This is a genomic window from Methylocella sp. (assembly GCF_044226135.1).
GTDB lineage: Bacteria > Pseudomonadota > Alphaproteobacteria > Rhizobiales > Beijerinckiaceae > Methylocapsa.
In genome coordinates this window covers 5,571-27,348 of sequence record NZ_JBGAHM010000031.1, presented here as the reverse complement: position 1 = coordinate 27,348, position 21,778 = coordinate 5,571, and the positions used below count along the sequence as shown (strand labels likewise).

At 68.7% G+C, this 21,778-nt stretch carries 14 protein-coding genes; 6 read left to right on the top strand and 8 right to left on the bottom strand.

All coding sequences use genetic code 11. The features are described 5' to 3' along the window. Nucleotides 1-30: 30 nt before the first annotated feature. The 3 genes from ACILRB_RS12485 to ACILRB_RS12475 all read right to left on the bottom strand — a co-directional run bounded on the left by ACILRB_RS12485 (nt 31) and on the right by ACILRB_RS12475 (nt 5,554). Nucleotides 31-3,627: a helicase-related protein gene (locus ACILRB_RS12485; protein ID WP_395666618.1), complete on the bottom strand. Its 3,597-nt coding sequence runs from the start codon at nt 3,625-3,627 to the stop codon at nt 31-33. A gap of 424 nt (nt 3,628-4,051) precedes the next feature. Next, entirely contained in the window at nt 4,052-4,360 is a 309-nt protein-coding gene (locus ACILRB_RS12480) for a septal ring lytic transglycosylase RlpA family protein (RefSeq protein WP_395666617.1), read from the bottom strand. A 294-nt stretch (nt 4,361-4,654) separates the two neighbouring features. Further along, entirely contained in the window at nt 4,655-5,554 is a 900-nt protein-coding gene (locus ACILRB_RS12475; protein WP_395666616.1) for an EamA family transporter, read from the bottom strand. A gap of 1,435 nt (nt 5,555-6,989) precedes the next feature. Between ACILRB_RS12475 and hisN the strand changes: the two genes are divergently transcribed. From hisN to ACILRB_RS12445, 6 genes are all read left to right on the top strand, one after another. Further along, nucleotides 6,990-7,787 carry a histidinol-phosphatase gene (gene hisN, locus ACILRB_RS12470; protein WP_395666615.1) on the top strand — a complete coding sequence of 266 codons (798 nt, stop codon included), beginning with the start codon at nt 6,990-6,992 and terminating at the stop codon, nt 7,785-7,787. Between the two features lie 205 nt (nt 7,788-7,992). Then, nucleotides 7,993-11,007, top strand: coding sequence for an isoleucine--tRNA ligase (gene ileS, locus ACILRB_RS12465; RefSeq protein ID WP_395666614.1), 3,015 nt, complete (start codon nt 7,993-7,995; stop codon nt 11,005-11,007). Next, nucleotides 11,004-11,513, top strand: a complete 510-nt coding sequence (gene lspA, locus ACILRB_RS12460) for a signal peptidase II (protein WP_395666613.1) — start codon at nt 11,004-11,006, stop codon at nt 11,511-11,513. The genes ileS and lspA overlap by 4 nt, the downstream gene beginning before the upstream one ends. 150 nt (nt 11,514-11,663) lie before the next feature. After that, nucleotides 11,664-12,344: a hypothetical protein gene (locus tag ACILRB_RS12455; protein ID WP_395666612.1), complete on the top strand. Its 681-nt coding sequence runs from the start codon at nt 11,664-11,666 to the stop codon at nt 12,342-12,344. Nucleotides 12,345-12,628: 284 nt separating this feature from the next. Further along, nucleotides 12,629-14,008, top strand: a complete 1,380-nt coding sequence (locus ACILRB_RS12450) for a M16 family metallopeptidase (protein ID WP_395666611.1) — start codon at nt 12,629-12,631, stop codon at nt 14,006-14,008. Between the two features lie 79 nt (nt 14,009-14,087). Next, on the top strand, nt 14,088-15,380 hold the full coding sequence (locus ACILRB_RS12445; RefSeq protein ID WP_395666610.1) for a M16 family metallopeptidase: 1,293 nt from the start codon (nt 14,088-14,090) through the stop codon (nt 15,378-15,380). Between the two features lie 258 nt (nt 15,381-15,638). Here the strand turns inward: ACILRB_RS12445 and ACILRB_RS12440 are convergent, their stop codons facing one another. The 5 genes from ACILRB_RS12440 to ACILRB_RS12420 form a co-directional block, all read right to left on the bottom strand. Beyond that, on the bottom strand, nt 15,639-16,058 hold the full coding sequence (locus ACILRB_RS12440; RefSeq protein ID WP_395666609.1) for a ribulose bisphosphate carboxylase small subunit: 420 nt from the start codon (nt 16,056-16,058) through the stop codon (nt 15,639-15,641). A 10-nt stretch (nt 16,059-16,068) separates the two neighbouring features. Then, nucleotides 16,069-17,526 (bottom strand): form I ribulose bisphosphate carboxylase large subunit, encoded by a 1,458-nt coding sequence (locus ACILRB_RS12435; RefSeq protein WP_395666608.1) that lies wholly within the window; start codon nt 17,524-17,526, stop codon nt 16,069-16,071. A gap of 73 nt (nt 17,527-17,599) precedes the next feature. Further along, a complete protein-coding gene (gene fba, locus ACILRB_RS12430) occupies nt 17,600-18,685 on the bottom strand; it encodes a class II fructose-bisphosphate aldolase (RefSeq protein ID WP_395666607.1) in 1,086 nt (361 codons plus the stop codon). Nucleotides 18,686-18,768: 83 nt separating this feature from the next. After that, nucleotides 18,769-20,721, bottom strand: coding sequence for a transketolase (gene tkt, locus ACILRB_RS12425; protein WP_395666606.1), 1,953 nt, complete (start codon nt 20,719-20,721; stop codon nt 18,769-18,771). Between the two features lie 16 nt (nt 20,722-20,737). Next, nucleotides 20,738-21,652 (bottom strand): phosphoribulokinase, encoded by a 915-nt coding sequence (locus ACILRB_RS12420; protein WP_395666605.1) that lies wholly within the window; start codon nt 21,650-21,652, stop codon nt 20,738-20,740. Between the last annotated feature and the right edge of the window lie 126 nt (nt 21,653-21,778).

Here is a 21,778-nt window from a genome sequence, read left to right as displayed (position 1 = left end):
GAAATTTCGCGGGAGCGCGTCCGGCCGGCGTCAGCTCTCCCGCTTGTTATTTTCCTCCAGGCTGGCTTTCAGCGCAAGCAGCTTGGCGAAGGGCGAGTTGGGATCGGGCGCGCGCTCGGCCGATTTCTTCGGCCCTGTGGCGAAACCGCCGCGCGCCGGCCGGCGGTCGGCCGGCCGCCGCTCGTCCTGGCCCTGAGCCGGCCCGCGATTGGGCGCGCCGGACCGTGCCTGACGCTCGTCGCGTCCGCCGCCCTCGAAGCGCTGGCGTCCGCGCCCCGGTTCGCCGCCCGGACCACGGCCGCGTCCGCCTTCGCGTCCGCTCTCGCGGCGGTCGCCGCCCTGCTCCCGCTCGCCGTCCGGCGCGCGGCCGCGACGTTCGGCGCCGGCGGCTTCGTCGGGCGCGCCGTCGCGCTGGGCGCCGGCGGCGGCGCCGCGCCGGTCAGGCCTGCGGTTTTGCCGCGCCTCGGGCCGGCGCGCATGGAAATGATGCCGGTGCGGGCGCCAGACCTCGATCAGCGCCGGCTCTTCCGGCTCGGAGGCTTCGGCCGAGGCTTCGGCGCCGGCCGCGGCCTCGACGACGGCGCCGGGCGTCTCGTCCGAAGCCTCGGGGGCCGCCGCCTGCGTCTCATGCGCCGCGTCGGGCGCAGCTTCGATTTCGGCTTCCGCGTTCATGTCCGCCCGGGCCTCGTCGGCGTCTGGCCCGGCCTCAAGAGCGGCTTCGGCCTGCGCCGCCGCGCCGCCCGCCTCAGCCTCCGCCGAGGCGAAATCCTCGTCGTTGGCGGAGGCCAAAACCTCGTCTCCCGCATGGGCGGCGGGCTCGGACGACGCCTCGAAGGCGGAAGCCGAGGAGTCCGCGGGCGGGGCCTCCGTGTGCGGCGCCTCCGTGTGCGGCGCCTCCATGTGCGGCGCCTCCATGTGCGGGGGCTCCACAGGCGCGGCGTCGTCGGCCGGGGCCTCGACGCCCGCCGCTTCGGCCTCGCCAGCCTGCTGCGCCGCGATGGAATCGTCCGCGACGGCGTCCTCCGCCGCGGCGTCTCCGGCAGGGGCGGCGTCGGCCGGCGCCGCCGCGCCGGGCTGCGCGGCGAGCGGCGCCGTGGGCGCGGCGGGCAGCAGCGCGACGGTGATCGCCGGCCCCTTGCGGCGGTCGACCACATAGCCGAGCGAGCGCAGGATCGAGGCGAAGCTTTCGCCCGAGCAGCCGGCGAGCGAGGTCATCGCCACGGTGACGACGAAACCGTCGCCGTCGGCCGCGCCGGCCGGGGGCTCGCCCGGGGTCGCGCCCGGCCGATAGGCGACCGCCGGACGGATGAGGTCGGCGAGACGCTCCAGAATGTCGACGCGCACGGCGCGGTCGCCGCAGACGCGGAAGCCCGCGGCGCGATAAAATCCTTTCGGCACCTCCTTGTCGGCGACGAAGGAGGTGCGGCCGGAGGCGGCGAGATGGGGCACTTCGTCGAGCCCCTTCATTTCCTCGACGCCGCCGTTCTTCAGCGCCCAGAGCTGCGCCGCGAGCGCGCGCGGCGCGGGCTTGAGCAGCGCCGGCAGATAGAGATGATAGGCGCCGAACCTGACGCCGAGCTTGCGCAGGGCGGCGCGCGCCTCTTGCGGCAGCGACTTCACGTCGTCGGCGACCTTGGCGCGGTCGAGCACGCCGAGCGCCTCGCCGATCTGGAAGGCGACGCCGCGCGCGAGGCCCTCGAGCCCTTCGCCCTTTTCAAGGTCGGCGAGCGGCCCGAGCAGCTTCTTGACATGCTGGGCGAGCCAGAGCTCAAGGCGGCGCTGGACGTTTTCGAGCGCGGCGCCGGCGAGGCCGTCGTCGGCGAGCACGCGCGCCTGCGGCTCAAGGATATGGGCGCCGGCGGCGATGCGCCCGACCGGCTCGCCGAGCCAGCGCAGCACGCCGTCGTTGGCGAGCACGAACGCGTCGTCGACGGCCTCGTGGACGCGCGTGGCGCGGCCCTCGATCTCGCTCGCGAGCGCCTTCTGGGCGGCGGCGTTCAGCGCCTTGGCGGCCTCGCCGCTGGCCTGAGGGTCGGCGGTGAAGCGAAAGCCGTTCAACTGGCCGACATGCTGGCCTTCGACGATCACGTCGCCGCTCGTGGTGACTTCGGCTTCCAACATGGCCTTCTCTCTCAGTCGGCGCATCAGCACGCTCGTCCTGCGATCGACGAAGCGCTGCGCCAGCCGCGCGTGGAGCGCGTCCGACAATGTGTCCTCTACCTGACGCGCGATCCCCTGCCAATGGCCAGGATCAAGAAGCCAGTCGGATCTGTTTGCTATGAAGGACCAGGTGCGGGTCTGGGCGATGCGCGCCGACAGCGCGTCGAGGTCGCCGTCGACGCGGTCGAGCGCGGCGAGATGGCGCGCGAACCAGTCGTCGGGGATGCGCCCGGCGCGCACCACGAAGTTGAACACGCTCAGCACGAAATCGGCGTGGGCCGACAGGGAGAGCTTGCGGTAGTCTGGAATCTGGCAGCAGTCCCAGAGCCTTGCGACGTCGGCCCGGGTCGCTGCGACGCGGCGCGCGGACTCGTCGCGCCCCGCGATGTCGAGCGTCATCTGATCTTCGGCGAGCGGCGCGCGAGTGAGGCCCGGCTCGTTGGGCGGCACGTCGAGCGAGGCCGAGAGGTCGGCGATCGAGGAGAAGTCGAGCGCGGCGTTGCGCCATTGCAGCAGCCCGACCTGCTCGAAGGCGTGCGTTTCGAGCGCCTCGACGAGATCCTCGTCGAACGGCGGGCAGCGGCCGGTCGTGCCAAACGAGCCGTCGCGCATGTGGCGGCCGGCGCGCCCGGCGATCTGGCCGAACTCGGCGGGCGTCAGCCGGCGGTGCTGCCAGCCGTCGAACTTGCGGTCGGCGGCGAAGGCCACATGCTCGACGTCGAGATTGAGCCCCATGCCGACGGCGTCGGTGGCGACGATATAGTCGACCTCGCCCGACTGGAACATCTCGACCTGCGCGTTGCGGGTGCGCGGCGAAAGCGCGCCGAGTACCACCGCCGCGCCGCCGCGCTGGCGGCGGATCCATTCGGCGATGGCGTAGACGTCCTCGGCCGAGAAGGCGACGATGGCGCTGCGCCGCGGCAGGCGCGACAGCTTGCGCTCGCCGGCGAAGGTCAGCGTCGACAGGCGCGGCCGCTCGACGACATGGGCGCCGGGGATGAGTTCGAGCACGGCGCGGCGCATGGTTCCGGCGCCGATCAGCAGGGTTTCGTGCCGACCGCGCCGGTTGATGAGGCGGTCGGTGAAGACATGGCCGCGGTCGAAGTCGGCGCAGAGCTGGATCTCGTCGACGGCGACGAAATCGACCGCGAGGTCGCGCGGCATGGCCTCGACGGTCGACACGAAATAGCGCGCGCCCTTCGGCTTGATCTTTTCCTCGCCGGTGACGAGGGCGACGGCGCCCGCGCCGACCTTTTCGACGACCCGGGCGTAGACCTCGCGGGCGAGCAGGCGCAGCGGCAGGCCGATCATGCCCGTCGGATGGGCGAGCATGCGCTCGATGGCGTAATGGGTCTTGCCGGTGTTGGTCGGGCCGAGGACGGCGGTCACGCCCTGCGAGCGGGCCGCTTTCGCCGCGCCCGTCCGCGACGCGGCGGAAAGGGAGGCGGCGGGAAAATCGATGCGCATGGATGTCGCCCGCGCCGCAAGTCGGCCCTTGCGGCGCAACGGGCCGCATCGGCTTCGCGCCGGGGCGGCGAGGGGTCTAGGGGGCTTGCGAAGAGGCGGAGTCCGCGCCGCTGTCGCCGCCGGCTTCGGCTTGGCGCCTATGGCGGCGCCGGCATCTGGCGTCGGTCTGGGGCGGCGGCTCCTGTGGCTCGTTCGGCGTCCTGCTCCTATCATATAGGCGTAAACGGCGCGCGACGCTCGTTTTGCGAACGCTTGTCTTAACGCTTGTCTTGCGGCGGCTGTTGCGGCGGCGCGCCCGAACAGCCCCTGAACAAACTGGGCCCGAATCGGCTCCAGAGGCGAAATCGCGTTTTGTTCCGGCCGAAGCGGCCCCCTGCGCGCCGCAGGGGGCCGCGCTTCAGCCGCAAAACGCCACGCCCCGGCGTCAGCCGCCGACTTGCAGCGCGACCTGGGCGACGCCCTGGCGGCGGAAGCCGAGGGCGTCGGCGGCGCTGGTCGAAACGTCGACGATGCGGCCGGGAATGAACGGGCCGCGGTCGTTGACGGTCAGCACCACGGATTTTTTATTGGCGAGATTGGTCACCCGGACATGCGTGCCGAAAGGAAGCGTGCGGTGGGCGCAAGTCATGTGGCCTCTGGCCTTGTAATAGGAGGCCTTGCCTTTCCAGCTTTGCGCTTCGGCAGTGACGGACATGGTTAGCAACGCGGTCGCGACGATGGCCAGCTTCTTCAATATTTACGCTCCATTAACCTTATGTGCGTCGCACGAGTACGATCACGGGAGGAAACTGGACGCGATATGTGATGAAAAAACGGCTATGTAAGCTTCATATACATATGAGATGACGACTTGCCTTCGCAAGAAAATCGCGCGCGATCGACTTCGCCCCAAGGACGGCGCAAGGTTTGTTGCGGCGCGACATGAGATAAGGACGCCCGGTTGAGCTTGCTCCGCAAGACGACGCCAGGTTGCGCCGCGCCCGTCCGAGCAGAGCGCAAGTCGCGCCGAAGCGGCGCGGCGCGCTGTTCAGGCGAGGAGCAAGATGAGGACGCCGAAAACGATCAGCGCTGCGCCGGCGAGTTCGGCGCGCGAGGCCGTCTCGCCAAACATGTGGCGCGACGCAAGCCGGGCGAACAGCGTCTCGACGAGGCCCAGCGCCCTAACGAGCGCCGCCGCCTGCAGCGCGAAGGCGACGAACCAGCACAATGAAGCGAAGGCGCCGAGCGCGCCCGCGGCGAGCGACCCGCGCCATTCGCGCGCCAGCGCGTAAAGGACCGGGCGGTTCGTGGCCAGGAGCAGGGCGACGATCAGCGCGGCCTGGAGCGCGAGCGCGAAGGCGAGCGCGGCGGAGGCGGCGACGAAGAAGCTCGCGTTCCTGAAGGTGAGAATCGCGGCGCGGAAGGCGACGGCCGAGAAGGCGAAGCCCGCCGCGGCGCCAAGCCCGAGCGCCGGCGCCTCGAAGGCGTCGAGGCCCTTCGCCGGCGCGGCCCGCGGCGACCGCGAAGCCAGCGTGACGCCAAGGCTCGCGACGAGCACGCCAAAACCCGCCTGCGCGCCGAGGCGCTCGCCGAGAAAGGCGACGCCGAACAGTAGCGCGAGCGCCGGCTCGGTCTTGGTCAGGGCGATCGAGGTCATGAAGGAGCGCCGCGTCATGAGCGCGAGCGTCATGGTCGTGGCGGCGATCTGGGCGACGCCCCCGGCGCAGAGCCAGGCCGCGCCGGCGAGGCTGGGGCGCGGCATGGCCTCGCCGGCGAGGCCGCAGACGGCCGGCAGGATGAGAAGGGCGAAGGGCGCGCCATAGAGAAAGCGCGCATAGGCCGCGCCGGCGGGGCCAAGCTCGGCGATCAGGCCGCGCTGCGCCACGTTGCGCGCGGTCAGTCCCGCCGCGCCGAGGAGCGTTGCGCCGATCCAGATGACATTTTCCATGGACGCCCGAAGAATGTGATGGAAAAAGCCGGTCGATTTGTCGCACCGCGCCTTTTCAATCACGCAAAGTTCGATTATCGTTATATTAGTCGCAAGCGAGAGGGCGAAGCCCCGAAGTCACGCGACGGCGGCCAAGCCAACAAAAACCAGGCTGGGCGCTCGTAAGGCAAGAGCCGCGCTCTCATGCGGTCCAAGTCTAGGGGGTCTCAACCGCGCCGGCTCCGGTCGGGGTGGAGTCAATCTTCAATCAGGCGTCGCGCACGACGTCGCTATCCTGAATTTCCTGCGCCAAGATCAACATATCGGCGGCCCGCCATTGGCCTCGTCAATCTGTTGCACATCGGCCGCGGTTCACAGGACGACTGGGCAAGGGCCGTTTCGACGGCCCTTTTTCATGCGCCTGTCCATGTCGCGCCCTGTCCGTTTCATGCGCCCGTGCGCTGCGGGCGCGCCGCTCCGTTCAGGCTGTCTCAGGCTTTCCGCGGCCTCCTTCATGCGGCCGTCAATGTTTTGATGTCTGGTCGGCGTCCTGGCGCGCCTAACGGGTCTCGACACGCAAGGGTTTCATGCATTTTCCGCCTCCAGCCCGAAGACGGCTGAAAAAACGCTCTGATTTGCGCCCCCGCAATGTCGCGCGCCGAAGTTTGAGCCAGACTGACGCGCCGCTTAAAAGAAAGAGGCCGCTTGCGAGATCGCAAGCGGCCCAAGTCTAGGGAGGAAACGCCCAAGGAGGGCTATGCGGCGACAGCATCGCCGCACCGCAACAATATGCGCGTGCGCTGCACAAAGAGCAAGTGCGTTCGCGCACATCGCCGGCCAATTTTTTTTGAATGGGCCGAAAATTTTTCTGACGCCCGTCCCGAGTCGGGAAGCCCGTCTGAGGTCCCGCGGGGCGCGGCCCGGCGTGAAAGCGCAGGCCGGAAGCCCGTGGAACGAACGGAAAGCCCGCGAAACGAACGCGAAAAGCGCGGACAGGAGCGGAAAGACGGCCGGCTTTGAAGGTCCGCGGGCCAAAATCAAAGCCAAGGCCTAAATCAAAGCCAAGGCCTAAATCAAAGCCAAGGCCTAAATCAAAGCCAAAGCCCAAAATAAAGAGGCCGCTCGCGAGATCGCAAGCGGCCCAAGTCTAGGGAGGAAACGCCCAAGGAGGGCATCGGCGACAACAATGTTGCCGCGCCGCAATAATATGCTCCTGCAAGGCGCTAAAGGCAAGGCGACAAAGGCGTTTTTTGACAGGTGCGTCAAACTGGACCAATCAATTGATTTAATAGACTAATTCTGAAAATAAACACAAGCGGGCGTTTGTTTCGGCCCCTCGCCTGCGCCCTTCGCGCGGCCGCAGGGCGTCGCGGAGACAGCTCGTCATGCATGGCGTTTTCCCGAAAATCTGCGATTTTGCCAGCCTCACGCTCCTGACCGCCGGACGCCCCCTCCCATGACCGCCGTCGATTTCTCCGCCTTCGTCGACACGCTCGCCGAAGCCGCCTGCGAGACCATTCTTCCCTTTTTCCGCACCGCGCTCAGCGCCTCCGACAAGAACGCCGGGGGCGCGTTCGATCCCGTCACCGAGGCCGACCACGCCGCCGAGGCCGCGCTGCGCCGTCTCATCGCGCAGGCGTTCCCCGGGCATGGCGTGATCGGCGAGGAATTCGGCTCGATCCATGAGGACGCCGAATATGTCTGGGCGCTCGACCCCATCGACGGCACGAAGAGCTTCATCGCCGGCCTGCCGACCTGGGGCAGCCTCATCGGCCTGCTGCACAGGGGCGCGCCGATCTACGGCCTGATGGCCCAGCCGTTCACGCGCGAGCGCTTCTGGGGCGACGGCGCCGCCGCCTTCTGGCGCGGGCCGGGCGCGGGCGGGGCGCAGGCGCAGCGCCGGCTCATGACGCGCGCCTGCGCGGAATTTTCGGCGGCCACCGTGCTCACCACCTCGCCGCTGCTTTATGAGGACGACAAGCTCGAACGCTTCCGCCGGCTCGAACGCGAGACGCGGCTCTCGCGCTATGGCGGAGACTGCTACGCCTTCGCCATGCTGGCCGCGGGCCATGTCGACTGCGTCGTCGAATCGGGCCTCAAGCTCTATGACATCGCCGCGCTCATTCCGATCATCGAAGGGGCGGGCGGCGTCGTCACGAACTGGGACGGCGGCGCCGCGGTGGGCGGCGGCGACGTCGTCGCCTGCGGCTCGCGCGAACTTCACGACAAGGCGCTGGCGCTGCTTTCGGGCTGACGCGCCGTTCGTTGCCCCGCCGCCGCCCGCCTGCTAGAACGGGCCATGGCTCCGCGCTCCCGCATTCCCGTCTGGCTGTGGCGAATTATCCGCCCGGCCCGCGCCTGACCTCGCCCGTCCGCGCGGCGCCGGGATCCTTCGCCCGCGGCCCGGCCGCGCATGGCTCCCCGCGGGGAGCGCCGCCAGACGACAGCCAAATTTCAAGATGAGCGACGAAACGATCAAAGCCGCACGCCCGGACAAGAGCGCGGCGGGGCCCGACTATTCCAAAACCCTTTACCTGCCGCAGACGGCGTTTCCGATGCGCGCCGGCCTGCCGAAGAAAGAGCCTGAGCTGCTCGCGCGCTGGCGCGAGATCGGCCTTTTTGAAAAGCTGGTCGAGGCCGGCGAGGGCCGGCCGCGCTTCGTGCTGCATGACGGGCCGCCCTACGCCAATGGCGACATCCATATCGGCCATGCGCTGAACAAGATCCTCAAGGACCTCATCTCCCGCTCGCAGCAGATGCTGGGTCGCAAGGCCTCCTATGTGCCGGGCTGGGACTGCCACGGCCTGCCGATCGAATGGAAGATCGAGGAGCGCTATCGCGCCAGGGGCACGAACAAGGACGAGGTTCCGGTCGTCGAGTTCCGCCGCGAATGCCGCGCCTTCGCGCAGGACTGGGTCGGCAGGCAGCGCGATCAGTTCAAGCGGCTCGGCGTCAACGGCGACTGGGACCATCCCTATCTGACCATGAGTTACGCGGCCGAGGCGCAGATCGCCCGCGAGATCATGAAATTCGCTTCGAACGGGCTTTTGTATCGCGGCTCGAAGCCGGTGATGTGGAGCGTGGTCGAAAAGACCGCGCTGGCCGAGGCCGAGGTCGAATATGAAGACCATGTGAGCGACTGGGTTTTTGTCGCCTTTCCGCTCGCGGCCGCGCCGCCGGCGCTCGAAGGCGCGAAAGTGGTCATCTGGACCACCACCCCCTGGACGCTGCCCGCCAACCGCGCGATCAGCTTTTCCTCCAAGATCGCCTATGGGATCTATCGCGTCAGCGCCGCGCCCGAGGGCAATTGGGCGAAGGCGGGCGACCTTTACGTGCTCGCCGACGCGCTCGCCGGCGATGTGTTCAAGGCGGCGAAGGCCGAAGGCTTTGAGCGCCTCGGCGACGTTCCGGCGGCGACGCTCACGGGCCTTGTCGCGCGCCATCCGCTCGCCGCGAATGTTCCGGGCTATGGCTTCGACGTGCCGCTGCTCGACGGCGACCATGTGACCGACGACGCCGGCGCGGGCTTCGTCCATACCGCGCCGAGCCATGGCCGCGACGATTATGACGTCTGGACCGCGAACAAGGCCGCGCTTGAGGCGCGCGACATCGAAACCCGCATCCCCTTCACCGTCGACGCCGACGGCGTGCTGACCAAAGACGCGCCGGGTTTTTCGGGCCGCCGCGTGCTGACCGAGAAGGGCGAGAAGGGCGACGCCAACGAGGCGGTCATCAAGGCGCTTGTCGAGGCCGGCAATCTTCTCGCGCGGGGGAGGGTGAAGCACCAGTATCCGCATTCGTGGCGCTCGAAGAAGCCGCTCATCTTCCGCAACACGCCGCAATGGTTCATCGCGCTCGACAGGCCCTTCGTCCCGGCCGACGCGCCGCAGGGGGCGGAAGGCGCCTCGAACGGCGGCCCGAGCCTGCGCGCCCTCGCGCTCGAAGAAATCGCCAGAACCCAGTGGTTCCCGGCGGCGGGCGAAAACCGCATCACCGGCATGATCGCCAACCGCCCCGACTGGGTGGTCTCGCGCCAGCGCGCCTGGGGCGTGCCGATCGCCATCTTCGTCGATAAGGAGACCGGCGAAATCCTTCGCGACGTCGACGTGAACGCGCGGATCGCCGCGGCCTTTGCGGCCGAGGGCGCCGACGCCTGGTACGAGGAGGGCGCCGCCGCGCGCTTCCTCGGGCCGGGCCATGACCCGGCGCAATATGAAAAGGTCGACGACGTGCTCGACGTCTGGTTCGATTCCGGCTCGACCCACGCCTTCACGCTCGAAGATCAAAAAAGCTTCCCCGTTCTTTCCGGGATCAGGCGCCGGCGCGACGGCGGCGCCGACGAGATCATGTATCTCGAAGGCTCCGACCAGCATCGCGGCTGGTTCCATTCCTCGCTGCTCGAAGCCTGCGGCACGCGCGGGCGGGCGCCCTTCGACCTCGTGCTGACGCATGGCTTCGTGCTCGACGAGAAGGGGCAGAAGATGTCGAAAAGCCTCGGCAACGTCGTCGCGCCCGAAAAGGTCGTCGGCGAATCGGGGGCCGACATCCTGCGCCTGTGGGTCGCGGCCTCGGACTCTTCCGACGATCTGCGCATCGGCCCGGAGATCCTGAAAACCTTCGTCGAGACCTATCGCAAGCTGCGCAACACGATTCGCTGGATGCTCGGCACGCTCGCCCATTATGACCCCGCGCGCGCCGTCCCCTTTGACGACATGGGCGAACTCGAGCGCCTCGTGCTGCACCGGCTCGCCGAGCTCGACGCCGAAATCCGCGACGCCTGCGCGCGCTTCGACCTGAAGCGCGTCGCGGCGCGGCTCTCGGCCTTTCTCAACACGGATCTTTCGGCCTTCTATTTCGACGTCCGCAAGGACGCGCTTTATTGCGACCCGCCCTCGAGCGCGAAGCGCCTCGCCGCGCTCGCCGTGATCGAGCAGGTCTTCCGGGCGGTCAATCTGTGGCTCGCGCCGATCCTCGTGTTCACCGCCGAGGAAGCCTGGCTCGCGCGCTACCCTGAAGCCGTCTCCGTCCATCTCGAGACCTTTCCCGAGATTCCGGCCAAATGGCGCGACGACGCGCTCGCCGCCAAATGGGAGAAAATCCGCCGCGTGCGCGCCGTGGTGACCGGGGCGCTCGAAATCGAGCGCGCGCAAAAGCGCATCGGCGCCTCGCTCGAAGCCGCGCCGCTCGTCCATGTCGCGGACCCCGAGCTGCTCGCCGCGCTCGAAAACGTCGATTTCGCGGAGGTCTGCATCGTCTCCGACGTCACGGTCGCGGCGGGGGAGGGGCCGGAGGGCGCCTTCCGCCTGCCCGAAATCCCCGGCGTGGCGGTGGAGCCGCGCCGCGCCGAAGGGCGCAAATGCGCGCGCTCCTGGCGCATCTCGCCGCTCGTCGGGAGCGACCCGGACTACCCGGACGTCACCCCGCGCGACGCCGCCGCCCTGCGCGAGCTCGCAAGCCTCGGCGGCGCGCCATGACGCCGGTCCGGCTCGGCGCGGGGCTCGCGCTCGCCACGCTCGTCGTCGACCAGGCGAACAAGCTCTGGCTGATCTTCGGCTATGGCGTCGAGGCGCGCCAGCCGGTGCGGCTCACGCCGTTTTTCGACGTCGTGTTCGCGAAGAACACGGGCATCTCCTATTCCCTGTTCAACGCCAGCACGGCGACGCAGCGCCTGCTGCTGCTCGGCTTCACGCTGGCGGCCACCGCCTTTCTGGTCGTGCTCCTGTTCAAGGCGCGCACGCGGCTCGCGGGGGCGGCGCTCGGGCTCATCATCGGCGGCGCGCTCGGCAACGCCGTCGACCGCGCCGCCTATGGCTATGTCGCCGATTTCTACCATTTCCACGTCGGCTCGTTTTCCTGGTACGTGTTCAATCTCGCCGACGTCGCGATCGTCGCCGGCGTCGGCCTTCTGATGCTCGAGGCGCTGTTTGACGCGCGCGGCGGCGCGGAAGCCCGGGGCGGGGAGGGCGCGCCGGCGCCGTGACGCGCGCTCCGCCCTGTGGACGGCGCGGGCGTTGAGGGGATTTTAACGCCTGTTCGCCCCTAAATCGCCTTGATGGCGCCCAAAGGTCCGATCGCGCACGCCAGAGCGCCGCGGCGCCCTCGCGCCGCTTTTCCGCAGGGATTGAGCCTCATGGAGTTCGACCGTTTCGTCGCCCGCGCCGCGGGCGTCCTCGCCGTCCTGCTGCTGTGCGGCCTCGCCGCCGCGCCGGCGCGGGCCCAGGCCCCGCATGAGGACACCAACCCGATCAACTCCGTGCTCGGCTTCGTCGGATTGCAGTTCGACAAGGAAAGCGAGGCGATCGACTATCGCGCCAGGGCGCCCCTCGTGGTGCCGCCGCAGCTCAACCTGCCGGCGCCCAAGGCCACGGCCGCCGCGCGCGATCCCTCCTGGCCGAAGGACCCCGACATCGTCGCGCGCCGCCTCGCCGCGCGCGAGTCGCAGCGGCCCGCGCCGCAGGTCACGCCCAACACCCGCGTCGAAATGTCGCAGGAGGAGCTCGCCGAAGGGCGCACCAAGTCGCTGCCGCAGGCCGGCCCCGCCGACGACTGCCAGGCCAGCGCCGGCACGCCCTTCTGCCTCTATACGCCATGGAAAATGCTGACGAACGTGATCGGCGGCGGATCGAGCGCCGCCGTCACCGAAGCGGGCGTCGAGCCCGACCGGCGCTATCTGACCGAGCCGCCGAAGGGCTATCGCAAGGCCACCGCGGCCATGGCGCCGAAGCAGGAGATCACGGGCGAGGCGCCCGACGCCGCCGACACGCGCGCCTATCAGCGCCAGCAGGAGCGCAAATCCTCCGTCGGAGACTGAAGCGAGGCCGCAAGAGGCCTGCGGGCCCGGATGCAAACGCAAATTGGAAAGCGGGCCATGGCCCGCTTTTTTATTGCCTGTACAAGGGCTTGCGCAGGGACCGCAGAGCTTTGGCCCGGCATGCTCTGGCCCTTCGTCCTTGCTAAAGGCCGATCCGCTTTCTAGATTTGTCCGAACGCAGGGGCGGCCCGCATTTTGCGAAGCATTTCGCGGAACGCCGCGCCCGAAGCCCGGATGACTGAACGCCGACGCGGCTCGCGGCGGCGGAAAGCGAAAGCCACGCAATGTCCCTCACCGCAGGCGCCGCCTCCCTCACGCCCGCGCCGCAGGCCGCGGCCGGTCCCGCCGCAAAGCCCGGCGGCCTCGCCGTCGGGCAGGCGAAGCTCGCCAACGGCCTCGAGATCGTCGTCATTCCTGACCATCGCGCGCCGGTCGTCACCCATATGGTGTGGTACCGCAACGGCTCGGCCGACGATCCGGTCGGCAAGTCGGGCATAGCCCATTTTCTTGAACATCTGATGTTCAAGGGCACGTCGAACAATCCGCAGGGCAAGTTCTCGCAGCTCGTCGCCGACGCCGGCGGCCAGGAGAACGCCTTCACCTCGAACGACTACACCGCCTATTTCCAGCGCGTCGACCGCGACCATCTCGCGGTCTGCATGGAATATGAGGCCGACCGCATGAAGAATCTCGTCCTGACCGACGAGATCGTCGCGCCCGAGCGCGAAGTGGTCATGGAGGAGCGCCGCATGCGCACCGACTCCGACCCCGCCGACCAGCTCAGCGAGGCGGTGCAGGCGGCGCTGTTCACCCAGCATCCCTATGGCCGCCCGATCATCGGATGGAGCCATGAGATCGAAGCGCTCGGCCGCGAGGACGCGCTCGCCTATTATGACCGCTTCTACACGCCCGAGAACGCCATTCTCGTGGTCGCGGGCGACGTCGGGCTCGACGAGGTGACGGCGCTCGCCGAGCGCATCTATGGCGTCATCCCGGCGCGCGGCGAGGCCCCGAAGCGCCAGCGCCCGCGCGAGCCGGCGCAGCGCGCCCACAGGCTCGTGACGCTCGCCGACGAAAAGGTCGAGCAGCCCTCGCATCAGGGCGTCTACATCGTCCCCTCCTATACGACCGCGGAGCCCGGCGTCGCCGAGGCGCTCGAGGTGCTCGCCCATCTCGTCGGGGAGGGCCACACCAGCCTCCTGTTCAAGACGCTCGTCGTCGAGCGCAAGATCGCCGTCGCGGCGGGCGCCCATTACATCGGCTCCTCGGTCGACGACACGCGCTTCTTCGTCTACGCCGTCCCGGCCGAGGGGGTGGCGCTCGAAACGCTGGAGCGGGCGATCGACGCGATCATCGCCCGCGTGGCCGCGGAGGGCGTCGACGAGGCCGACTTCCGCCGCGCCAAGACGCGGCTCGTCGCCGACGCCGTCTATGCGCAGGACAATCAGGCGACGCTCGCGCGCTGGTACGGCGCCTCGCTCGCCACCGGCCTTTCGATCGAGGACGTCGCGCAATGGCCCGCGCGCATCGAGGCGGTGACGCCCGACGACGTGCGCAAGGCGGCGCTGCTGCTCGACAAGAAGCGCAGCGTGACGGGCTATCTGCTGCAGGCGCAGGCCCCGGCCCCGGGCGAAGACGCGCTCGCCGACGCCATCACCCTTTGACGCGCTCGCTGCCTCGCCCCTGTCAGGCTTTTTCTCTTTTCGAGGGCGCGCCGGCGCCCGCCCTCCGGAACCCGCGCCTATGACCGTCGCCCTGAAAACGCCCGTCTCCCCGCAAAGCCGCTCGCGCGCCGAAAAGGTGCAGAAAGTCGTCTCGAAAGGCGGAATCGAGGCCTGGCTCGTCGAGGATTACGCCGTTCCGCTGATCGCCATGGAGTTCGCCTTCAAGGGCGGCGCCTCGCAGGACCCCGCCGGCAAGGCGGGCGCGGCGAACCTCCTCGCCGGCCTGCTCGACGAAGGCGCCGGGCCTTATGATTCCGACGGCTTCCACCGCGCCCTCGACGACGACGCGATCGAGATCTCCTTCTCGGCGCATCGCGACAATTTCCACGGGCGGATGCAGACGCTGTCGCGCAACGCCGAACGCGCCTTTGACCTCCTGCGTCTCGCCGTCAACGAGGCGCGGCTCGACGACGAGCCGTTCGAGCGGGTCAGGGCGCAGATTTCGGCGGGCCTGCGGCGCGAGGCGAACGAGCCGGACCATGTCGCCTCGCGCCTGTTCCGCGAGAAATCCTACGCCGGCCACCCCTACGGCCTGCCGGCGCGCGGCGACCTCGACACGCTGGCCGCGCTGACGCGGGCCGATCTCTGCGACCTGCGCGCCAAGATCCTTGCGCGCGAGACCCTGATGATCGCCGTCGTCGGCGCGATCGACGCCGCGACGCTGGCGACGCGCCTCGACGAGACCTTCGGCCCGCTGCCGAAAGCCTCGCTGGTCGCGCCGACGCCGCCGGCCGTGTTCCAGAACGTCGGCGCGCTCGTCGTCGGCGACGTCGACGTGCCGCAGTCGACGATCCGCTTCGGCCGTCCGGCGCTCGAACGCAAGGATCCCGATTTTTTCACCGCCATGGTGGTCAACCATGTGCTGGGCGGCGGCGTCTTCTCGGCCCGCCTGTTCCACGAAGTGCGTGAAAAACGCGGCCTCGCCTATTCGGTCTATTCGCAGCTTCTGACCTATGACCATGGCGCGATGCTCTATGGCGGCACTTCGACCAAGAACGAGCGCGCCGCCGAATCGATGCGCGTGATCGAGGCCGAGATCGCGAGCCTCGCCGAACTTGGCCCGACCGAGGAGGAGCTCGAAAAAGCCAGGAAATATCTCGTCGGCTCCTACGCGCTGCGCTTCGACACCTCGACCAAGATCGCCTCGCAGCTTCTGGCGCTGCAGACCGACGGCTTCGGCGTCGAGCATCTCGACCGGCGCAACGAGATCATCGCCGCCGTGACCATGGAGGACGCCAAGCGCGCGGCGAAGCGCCTGTTCGGCGATTCGAAGCTGCTCGTCGCCGTGGCCGGCCGCCCGGAAGGCATGTGACGCGGACGGAATCTGACGCGGAAAAGATGCGGGAGGCGCGAGGGCACGCCGGGCGACCCGCCGGAGTTGACCCCGCCGGCGGCTTGCGGGAAGGACGGGCTCCTCCTTCCGTCGCTAAGGCCGGCGCGCCGAAGAGGACTGACCATCGGCGGCCTGAGGGATGGATGGACACAGCTCTTCCTTCCGCCGACCCTGCGCGAGGCATAGAGCTTTTCGCGGCCTTGGGGAATCAAGCGGCCTGAAAAAACCGGGCGGCGCTCAGGAGCGCTCGCCCTCGGCCTTCTCTGTCGCATAGGAGCTGATCGCATAGCTCTGGCGCCGGCCGGGGCCGGCGATCCGCTCCAGCCGAAACCCCGGCTCGCGCTTCGGCCGCGAGACGAGGAAGGAGATGCGCAGGCTCTCCCAGCCATGCGAGGCGTCGAAGCCCGAAAGGCGGATATAGGCGCGCGCGCCATGCGCCTTGCGGCAGGCCTCAAGCTCGAGCATCACCGCGCCGGCGTCGGCGAGGTCGAACATCGGCAGGCCCCACATCTCCCAATAGGTGTTCCGCGGATGCGGGTCGTCGGTATATTCGAGGTTCGCCGCCCATCCCTGGTCGAGAATATATTGCGCCTGAACGCGGATCTCGTCGTCCGAGAGGTCCGGCAGGAACGAGAAACACCCCTGGGTCAGGCGCAAGGACGCCTCCTCAATAGGCCGGCGTGGCGGTCGGGACGAAATCGGGCGTGTCGGTCGAGGCGTAATTGAAGGTCACGTCGCCCCAGGTGTCGAGCGCCTGGCGCAGCGGCGCGCAGTGTTTCGCCGCGGCCTCCAGAATCTCTTCGCCCTCGGCCAGAAGGTCGCGCCCGGCGTTGCGCGCGAAAATGACCGCTTCGAGCGCCACGCGATTGGCCGTGGCCCCGGCGGCGATCCCCATCGGATGGCCGATGGTGCCGCCGCCGAACTGCAGCACGACGTCCTCGCCCAGGAGATGGATCAGCTGGTGCATCTGGCCGGCGTGGATGCCGCCCGAGGCGACCGGCATGAGCTTGTTGAGCGAGGCCCAATGCTGCTCGAAGAACAGGCCGCGCTCCAGCGCCTGTGCGTTATGGTCCTGCCGACAGATGTCGTAATAGCCGCGCACCGCGTTGGGGTCGCCCTCGAGCTTGCCGACGACGGTTCCGGCGTGGATGTGGTCGACGCCGGCGAGCCGCATCCATTTGGCGATGACCCGGAACGACACGCCATGGCTCTTCTGGCGCGTGTAGGTCGAATGGCCGGCGCGGTGCAGATGTAAAATGACGTCGTTGCGCCGCGCCCATCTGGCCATGGACTGGATCGCGGTGTAGCCGACCACGAGGTCGACCATGACGATGACCGAGCCGAGTTCCTTTGCGAATTCGGCGCGCTCGTACATGTCCTCCATGGTCGCGGCGGTGACGTTGAGATAGGAGCCCTTGACCTCGCCCGTCGCCGCCTCGGCCCGGGCGACGGCCTCCATGCAATAGAGGAACCGGTCGCGCCAGTGCATGAAAGGCTGCGAATTGATGTTTTCGTCGTCCTTGGTGAAGTCGAGCCCGCCCTTCAGCGCCTCATAGACGACGCGGCCGTAATTGCGGCCCGAGAGCCCGAGCTTCGGCTTGACGGTGGCGCCGAGCAGCGGCCGGCCGAATTTGTCGAGCCGCTCGCGTTCGACGACGACGCCCGTGGCCGGACCCTGAAAGGTCTTCACATAGGCGACCGGCAGCCGCATGTCCTCGAGCCGCAGCGCCTTCAGCGGCTTGAAGCCGAACACATTGCCGATGATCGAGGCGGCGAGGTTGGCGATCGAGCCCGGTTCGAACAGGTCGAGGTCATAGGCGATGAAGGCGAACCATGCGCCTTCGGCGTTGGGGACGGGATCGAGCCGGTAGCATTTGGCGCGATATTTGTCGCTCGCCGTCAGCCGGTCGGTCCACACCACGGTCCAGGTCGCGGTCGAGGATTCGCCGGCGACGGCGGCCGCCGCCTCGACCGGGTCGACGCCGTCCTGCGGCGTCACCCGGAAGCAGGCGATGAGGTCGGTGTCCGAGGGCTCATAGTCCGGCCGCCAGTAGCCCATTTCGCGATATTCGAGCACGCCGGCGGCATAGCGCTCGCGCGGCGCGGCGGGCTTCTGGACGGACATCGGGTTTCCTCCAAGCAGACGCGGGGCACGCTCCGGGCGCGCCGCGCCGCCGCGCTGTACGAAGCGCGCTAGATCACTCGGCCGCCGAGCGCTGCACGTGCACGCGCGGGTCGAGCTCGCCGGCGGCGTAGCGCTTGGCCATGGCCGACATCGGCAGGACCTTGATCTTCGAGGCGTTGCCGGCCGTGCCGAACTGTTCGAGGCGCAGCCTGCAGACCTTGCGCATCGCCTCCATGGCGGGCTTCAGATATTTGCGCGGGTCGAACTCGTCCTTGTTCTGCGTCAGCACGCGGCGGATCTGGCCGGTGATGGCGAGGCGGCAGTCGGTGTCGATGTTGACCTTGCGCACGCCATGGCGGATGCCGCGCACGATCTCCTCGACCGGCACGCCGAAGGTCTGGCGCATCTCGCCGCCATATTCGTTGAAGATGTCCTGCAGGTCCTGCGGCACCGACGACGACCCGTGCATCACGAGATGGGTGTTCGGCAGCTTCTGGTGGATCTCCTCGATGACCCGCATCGAGAGGACGTCGCCGTCGGGCTTGCGCGAGAATTTATAGGCGCCATGCGAGGTGCCCATGGCGATGGCCAGCGCGTCGACCTTGGTGCGGTTGACGAAATCGACCGCCTGGTCGGGATCGGTCAGGAGCTGCTCGCGCGAGAGCACGCCCTCGGCGCCATGGCCGTCTTCCTGCTCGCCGGTCCCGTGCTCGAGCGAGCCGAGCACGCCGAGTTCGCCCTCGACCGAGGCGCCGACGAGATGGGCGACTTCGGCGACCCGGGCGGTGACGGCGACGTTGTAGTCATAGGAGGCCGGGGTCTTGGCGTCGGCTTCGAGCGAGCCGTCCATCATGACGGACGAAAATCCGTGCTGGATGGCCGAGAAGCAGGTGGCTTCGCCATTGCCATGGTCCTGATGCATGCAGATCGGGATGTCGGGATACATCTCGATGAGCGCGTCGATCATGCGCGCCAGCATGATGTCGTTGGCGTAGGCGCGCGCGCCGCGGCTCGCCTGGATGATCACCGGGGCGTCGACCGAGGCGGCCGCTTCGACGATCGCGAGGCCCTGCTCCATATTGTTGATGTTGAAGGCGGGAACGCCATAGTCGTGCTCGGCCGCGTGGTCGAGCAGCTGTCGAAGCGTGATGCGGGCCATGGTTGTCTCCGTCGTTTGAAAATCATTTTTCGCACGGGCCGCCCGGGACCGGGCCGGCGCGTCAATTCAGGCCGGGTGCGGCCTCAGAGCCTCGCCCTGACCGCCGCCGCCGCCGCTTCGGCGGTGACGCCGAACTGGCGGAAAAGCTCGCCCGCCGGCGCGCTGGCGCCAAAGGATGACATGCCGATGAAGGCGTCGCCCGGGCGCAGCGCAAGGTCCCAGCCCTGGCGCAGCGCCGCCTCGATCCCGACGCGCGGCGCGTCGCCGAGCGTCTCGTTGCGGTAGGCGTCGGGCTGCGCCGCGAAAAGCTCGAATGAGGGCAGGGACACGACCGCCGTCTCGACTCCCTCCGCCGCGAGGGTCTCGGCCGCCTGCATCGCCAGCGCGACCTCGGAGCCGGTGGCGACCAGCGTCGCCCGGCGCGGTCCTTGCGCCTCGCGCAGCACGTAGCCGCCCTTCGCCGTCAGATTCTCCGCGGTATGAACGCGCCGCAGCACCGGCAGGTTCTGCCGGGTCAGGACGAGAGCCGAGGGAACGGATTTCGCCTCGAGCGCGAGCTGCCAGGCCTCCGCCGTCTCGACCGCGTCGGCCGGGCGGAACACGAGGAGATTGGGGATGGCGCGCAGCGCGGCGAGATGCTCGACCGGCTGATGCGTCGGCCCGTCCTCGCCGAGGCCGATCGAATCATGGGTCAGCACATGGATGGCGCGAACCCCCATGAGCGCGGCGAGGCGGATCGCCGGCCGGCTGTAGTCGGCGAAGACCAGAAAGGCGCCGCCATAGGGAATGAAGCCGCCGTGCAGCGCCATGCCGTTCATGGCCGCGGCCATGCCGAATTCGCGGATGCCGTAATGGAAGTAGCGCCCCGAGAAATCGAGCGGCGTGACCGAGGCCATGCCGGCGGCCTTGGTGTTGTTCGAGCCCGTGAGGTCGGCCGAGCCGCCAATGAGATTGGGCTGCGCGGCGGCGAGCGCGTCGAGCGTTTTCTGCGAAGACACGCGCGTCGCCTGCGCGGCGTTGGCCGCGCTCGCCTTTTTCTTGAAAGCCTCGATGGCGTCCGCGACTTCGGGCCGCACGAGGCCCGAAAGATCGGCGAGGAAATTTTCGCGCGTCGCGGGCGCGGCGGCGCGCAGGCGCTCGTCCCAGGCGGCGCGCGGCTTTGCGGCGGCGGCGCCAGCCTCGCGCCAGCTTTCGGCGACATGTTCGGGAATGACGAAAGGCTCATGCGGCCAGGCATAGGCCGCGCGGGTCGCGGCGATCTCGTCCTTGCCCAGCGGCGCGCCATGCGCGGCGTGGCTGCCGGCCTTGGTCGGCGCGCCCCAGCCGATGGTGGTGCGGCAGGCGATCAGGCTCGGGCGGTCGGCGCTCTGGGCGGCGTGAAGCGCGGCGGCGACGGCTTCGGGGTCATGGCCGTCGACGCGCGAGGCGGCCCAGCCGGCGGCCCTGAAACGGGCGAGCTGGTCGGTCGAATCGGCGAGCGAGACGGCGCCGTCGATGGTGATGTTGTTGTCGTCCCAGAGGACCACGAGCTTTGAAAGCTTCAGATGGCCGGCGAGCGTGATCGCCTCCTGGCTGATCCCCTCCATCAGGCAGCCGTCGCCGGCGATCACATAGGTGCGGTGGTCGACGAGCCCTTCGCCGTAGCGGGCGGCGAGCAGCTTTTCGGCGATGGCCATGCCGACCGCGCCGGCGAGCCCCTGGCCGAGCGGGCCGGTGGTGATCTCGACGCCGGCGGTGTGGCCATATTCGGGATGGCCCGGGGTCTTGGAGCCGAGCTGGCGGAAGCGCTTCAGCTCGTCGATCGTGACGCCCGGATAGCCGTTGAGGAACAGCAGCGAATAGAGCAGCATCGAGCCATGGCCGGCCGACAGCACGAAACGGTCGCGGTCGGGCCAGGCCGGGTCGTTCGCGTCGAATTTCATGAAGCGCGTGAACAGCACGGTCGCGACGTCGGCCATGCCCATCGGCATTCCGGGGTGGCCGGAATTGGCCTTCTCGACGGCGTCCATCGCCAGCACGCGGATGGCGGCGGCCATCTCCGCATGCGACGCCTTAGAAGGTTTCGTGAGCGCGTTCATCGAATTTGCGTCCTTGGGTGAGGCGTTTGCGCCGCTCGACCAGCTGCAGGATGAAGGGCGTCAGGATGAGCTGCATGGCGATGTCGAGCTTGGCGCCCGGAATGACGATGGAGTTCGCCCGCGACATGAAGCTGTCGTGGATCATCGACAGCAGATAAGGGAAATCTATGCCGCCCGGCCGCGCGAAGCGGATGATGACCATGGATTCGTCGGCGGTCGGAATCCAGCGGGCGGTGAAAGGATTGGACGTGTCCACCGTCGGGACGCGCTGGAAGTTGATGTCGGTCTCCGTGAACTGCGGGCAGATATAGCGGGTATAGTCTGGCATCCGCCGCAGTATCGTGTCCACTACCGCCTCCATCGTATAGCCGCGGTCGCCGCGGTCGCGATGGATTTTCTGGATCCACTCAAGGTTGATCACGGGCACGACGCCGATCTTCAGGTCGGCGTGGCGGGCGATGTTGACCTTGTCGGTGACGGCCGCGCCATGCAGCCCTTCATAAAAGAGCAGATCGCTGTGCGACTGGATCGACTTCCACTCGGTGAACGAGCCGGGCGCGGCGCCATAGAGCTCGGCCTCGGCGTGGTCGTGCACGTAATGGCGGGTGCGCGCGACGCCGCGCGCGCTATAGGAGCGGAACACCTCCTCGAGCTCCTCGAGGAGATTGGCGGCGGGGCCGAAATGGCTGAAATGCGGATTGCCGCAGGCCGACTCCTGCTCCATCACGCGACGCATCTCGTCGCGGTCATAGCGGTGGAAGGCGTCGCCCTCAATATAGCAGGCGTTGATGCCTTCGCGGCGGAAGATCTGCTCGAAGGTGCGCTTGACCGAGGTCGTGCCGGCGCCCGACGAGCCCGTGACCGAGATGATGGGATATCTGACCGACATGTTCCGCGTCCCGCCGAAGCCGCCGACCCCGTCCGCCCTTGTGGCCCGTCCGCGGGGCGCGGCGCGGGCGCCGCGGTCCGGGGCGCCGCTGGCCTTCGCCGGCGCGCCGGACCGCGTTCACGTCAG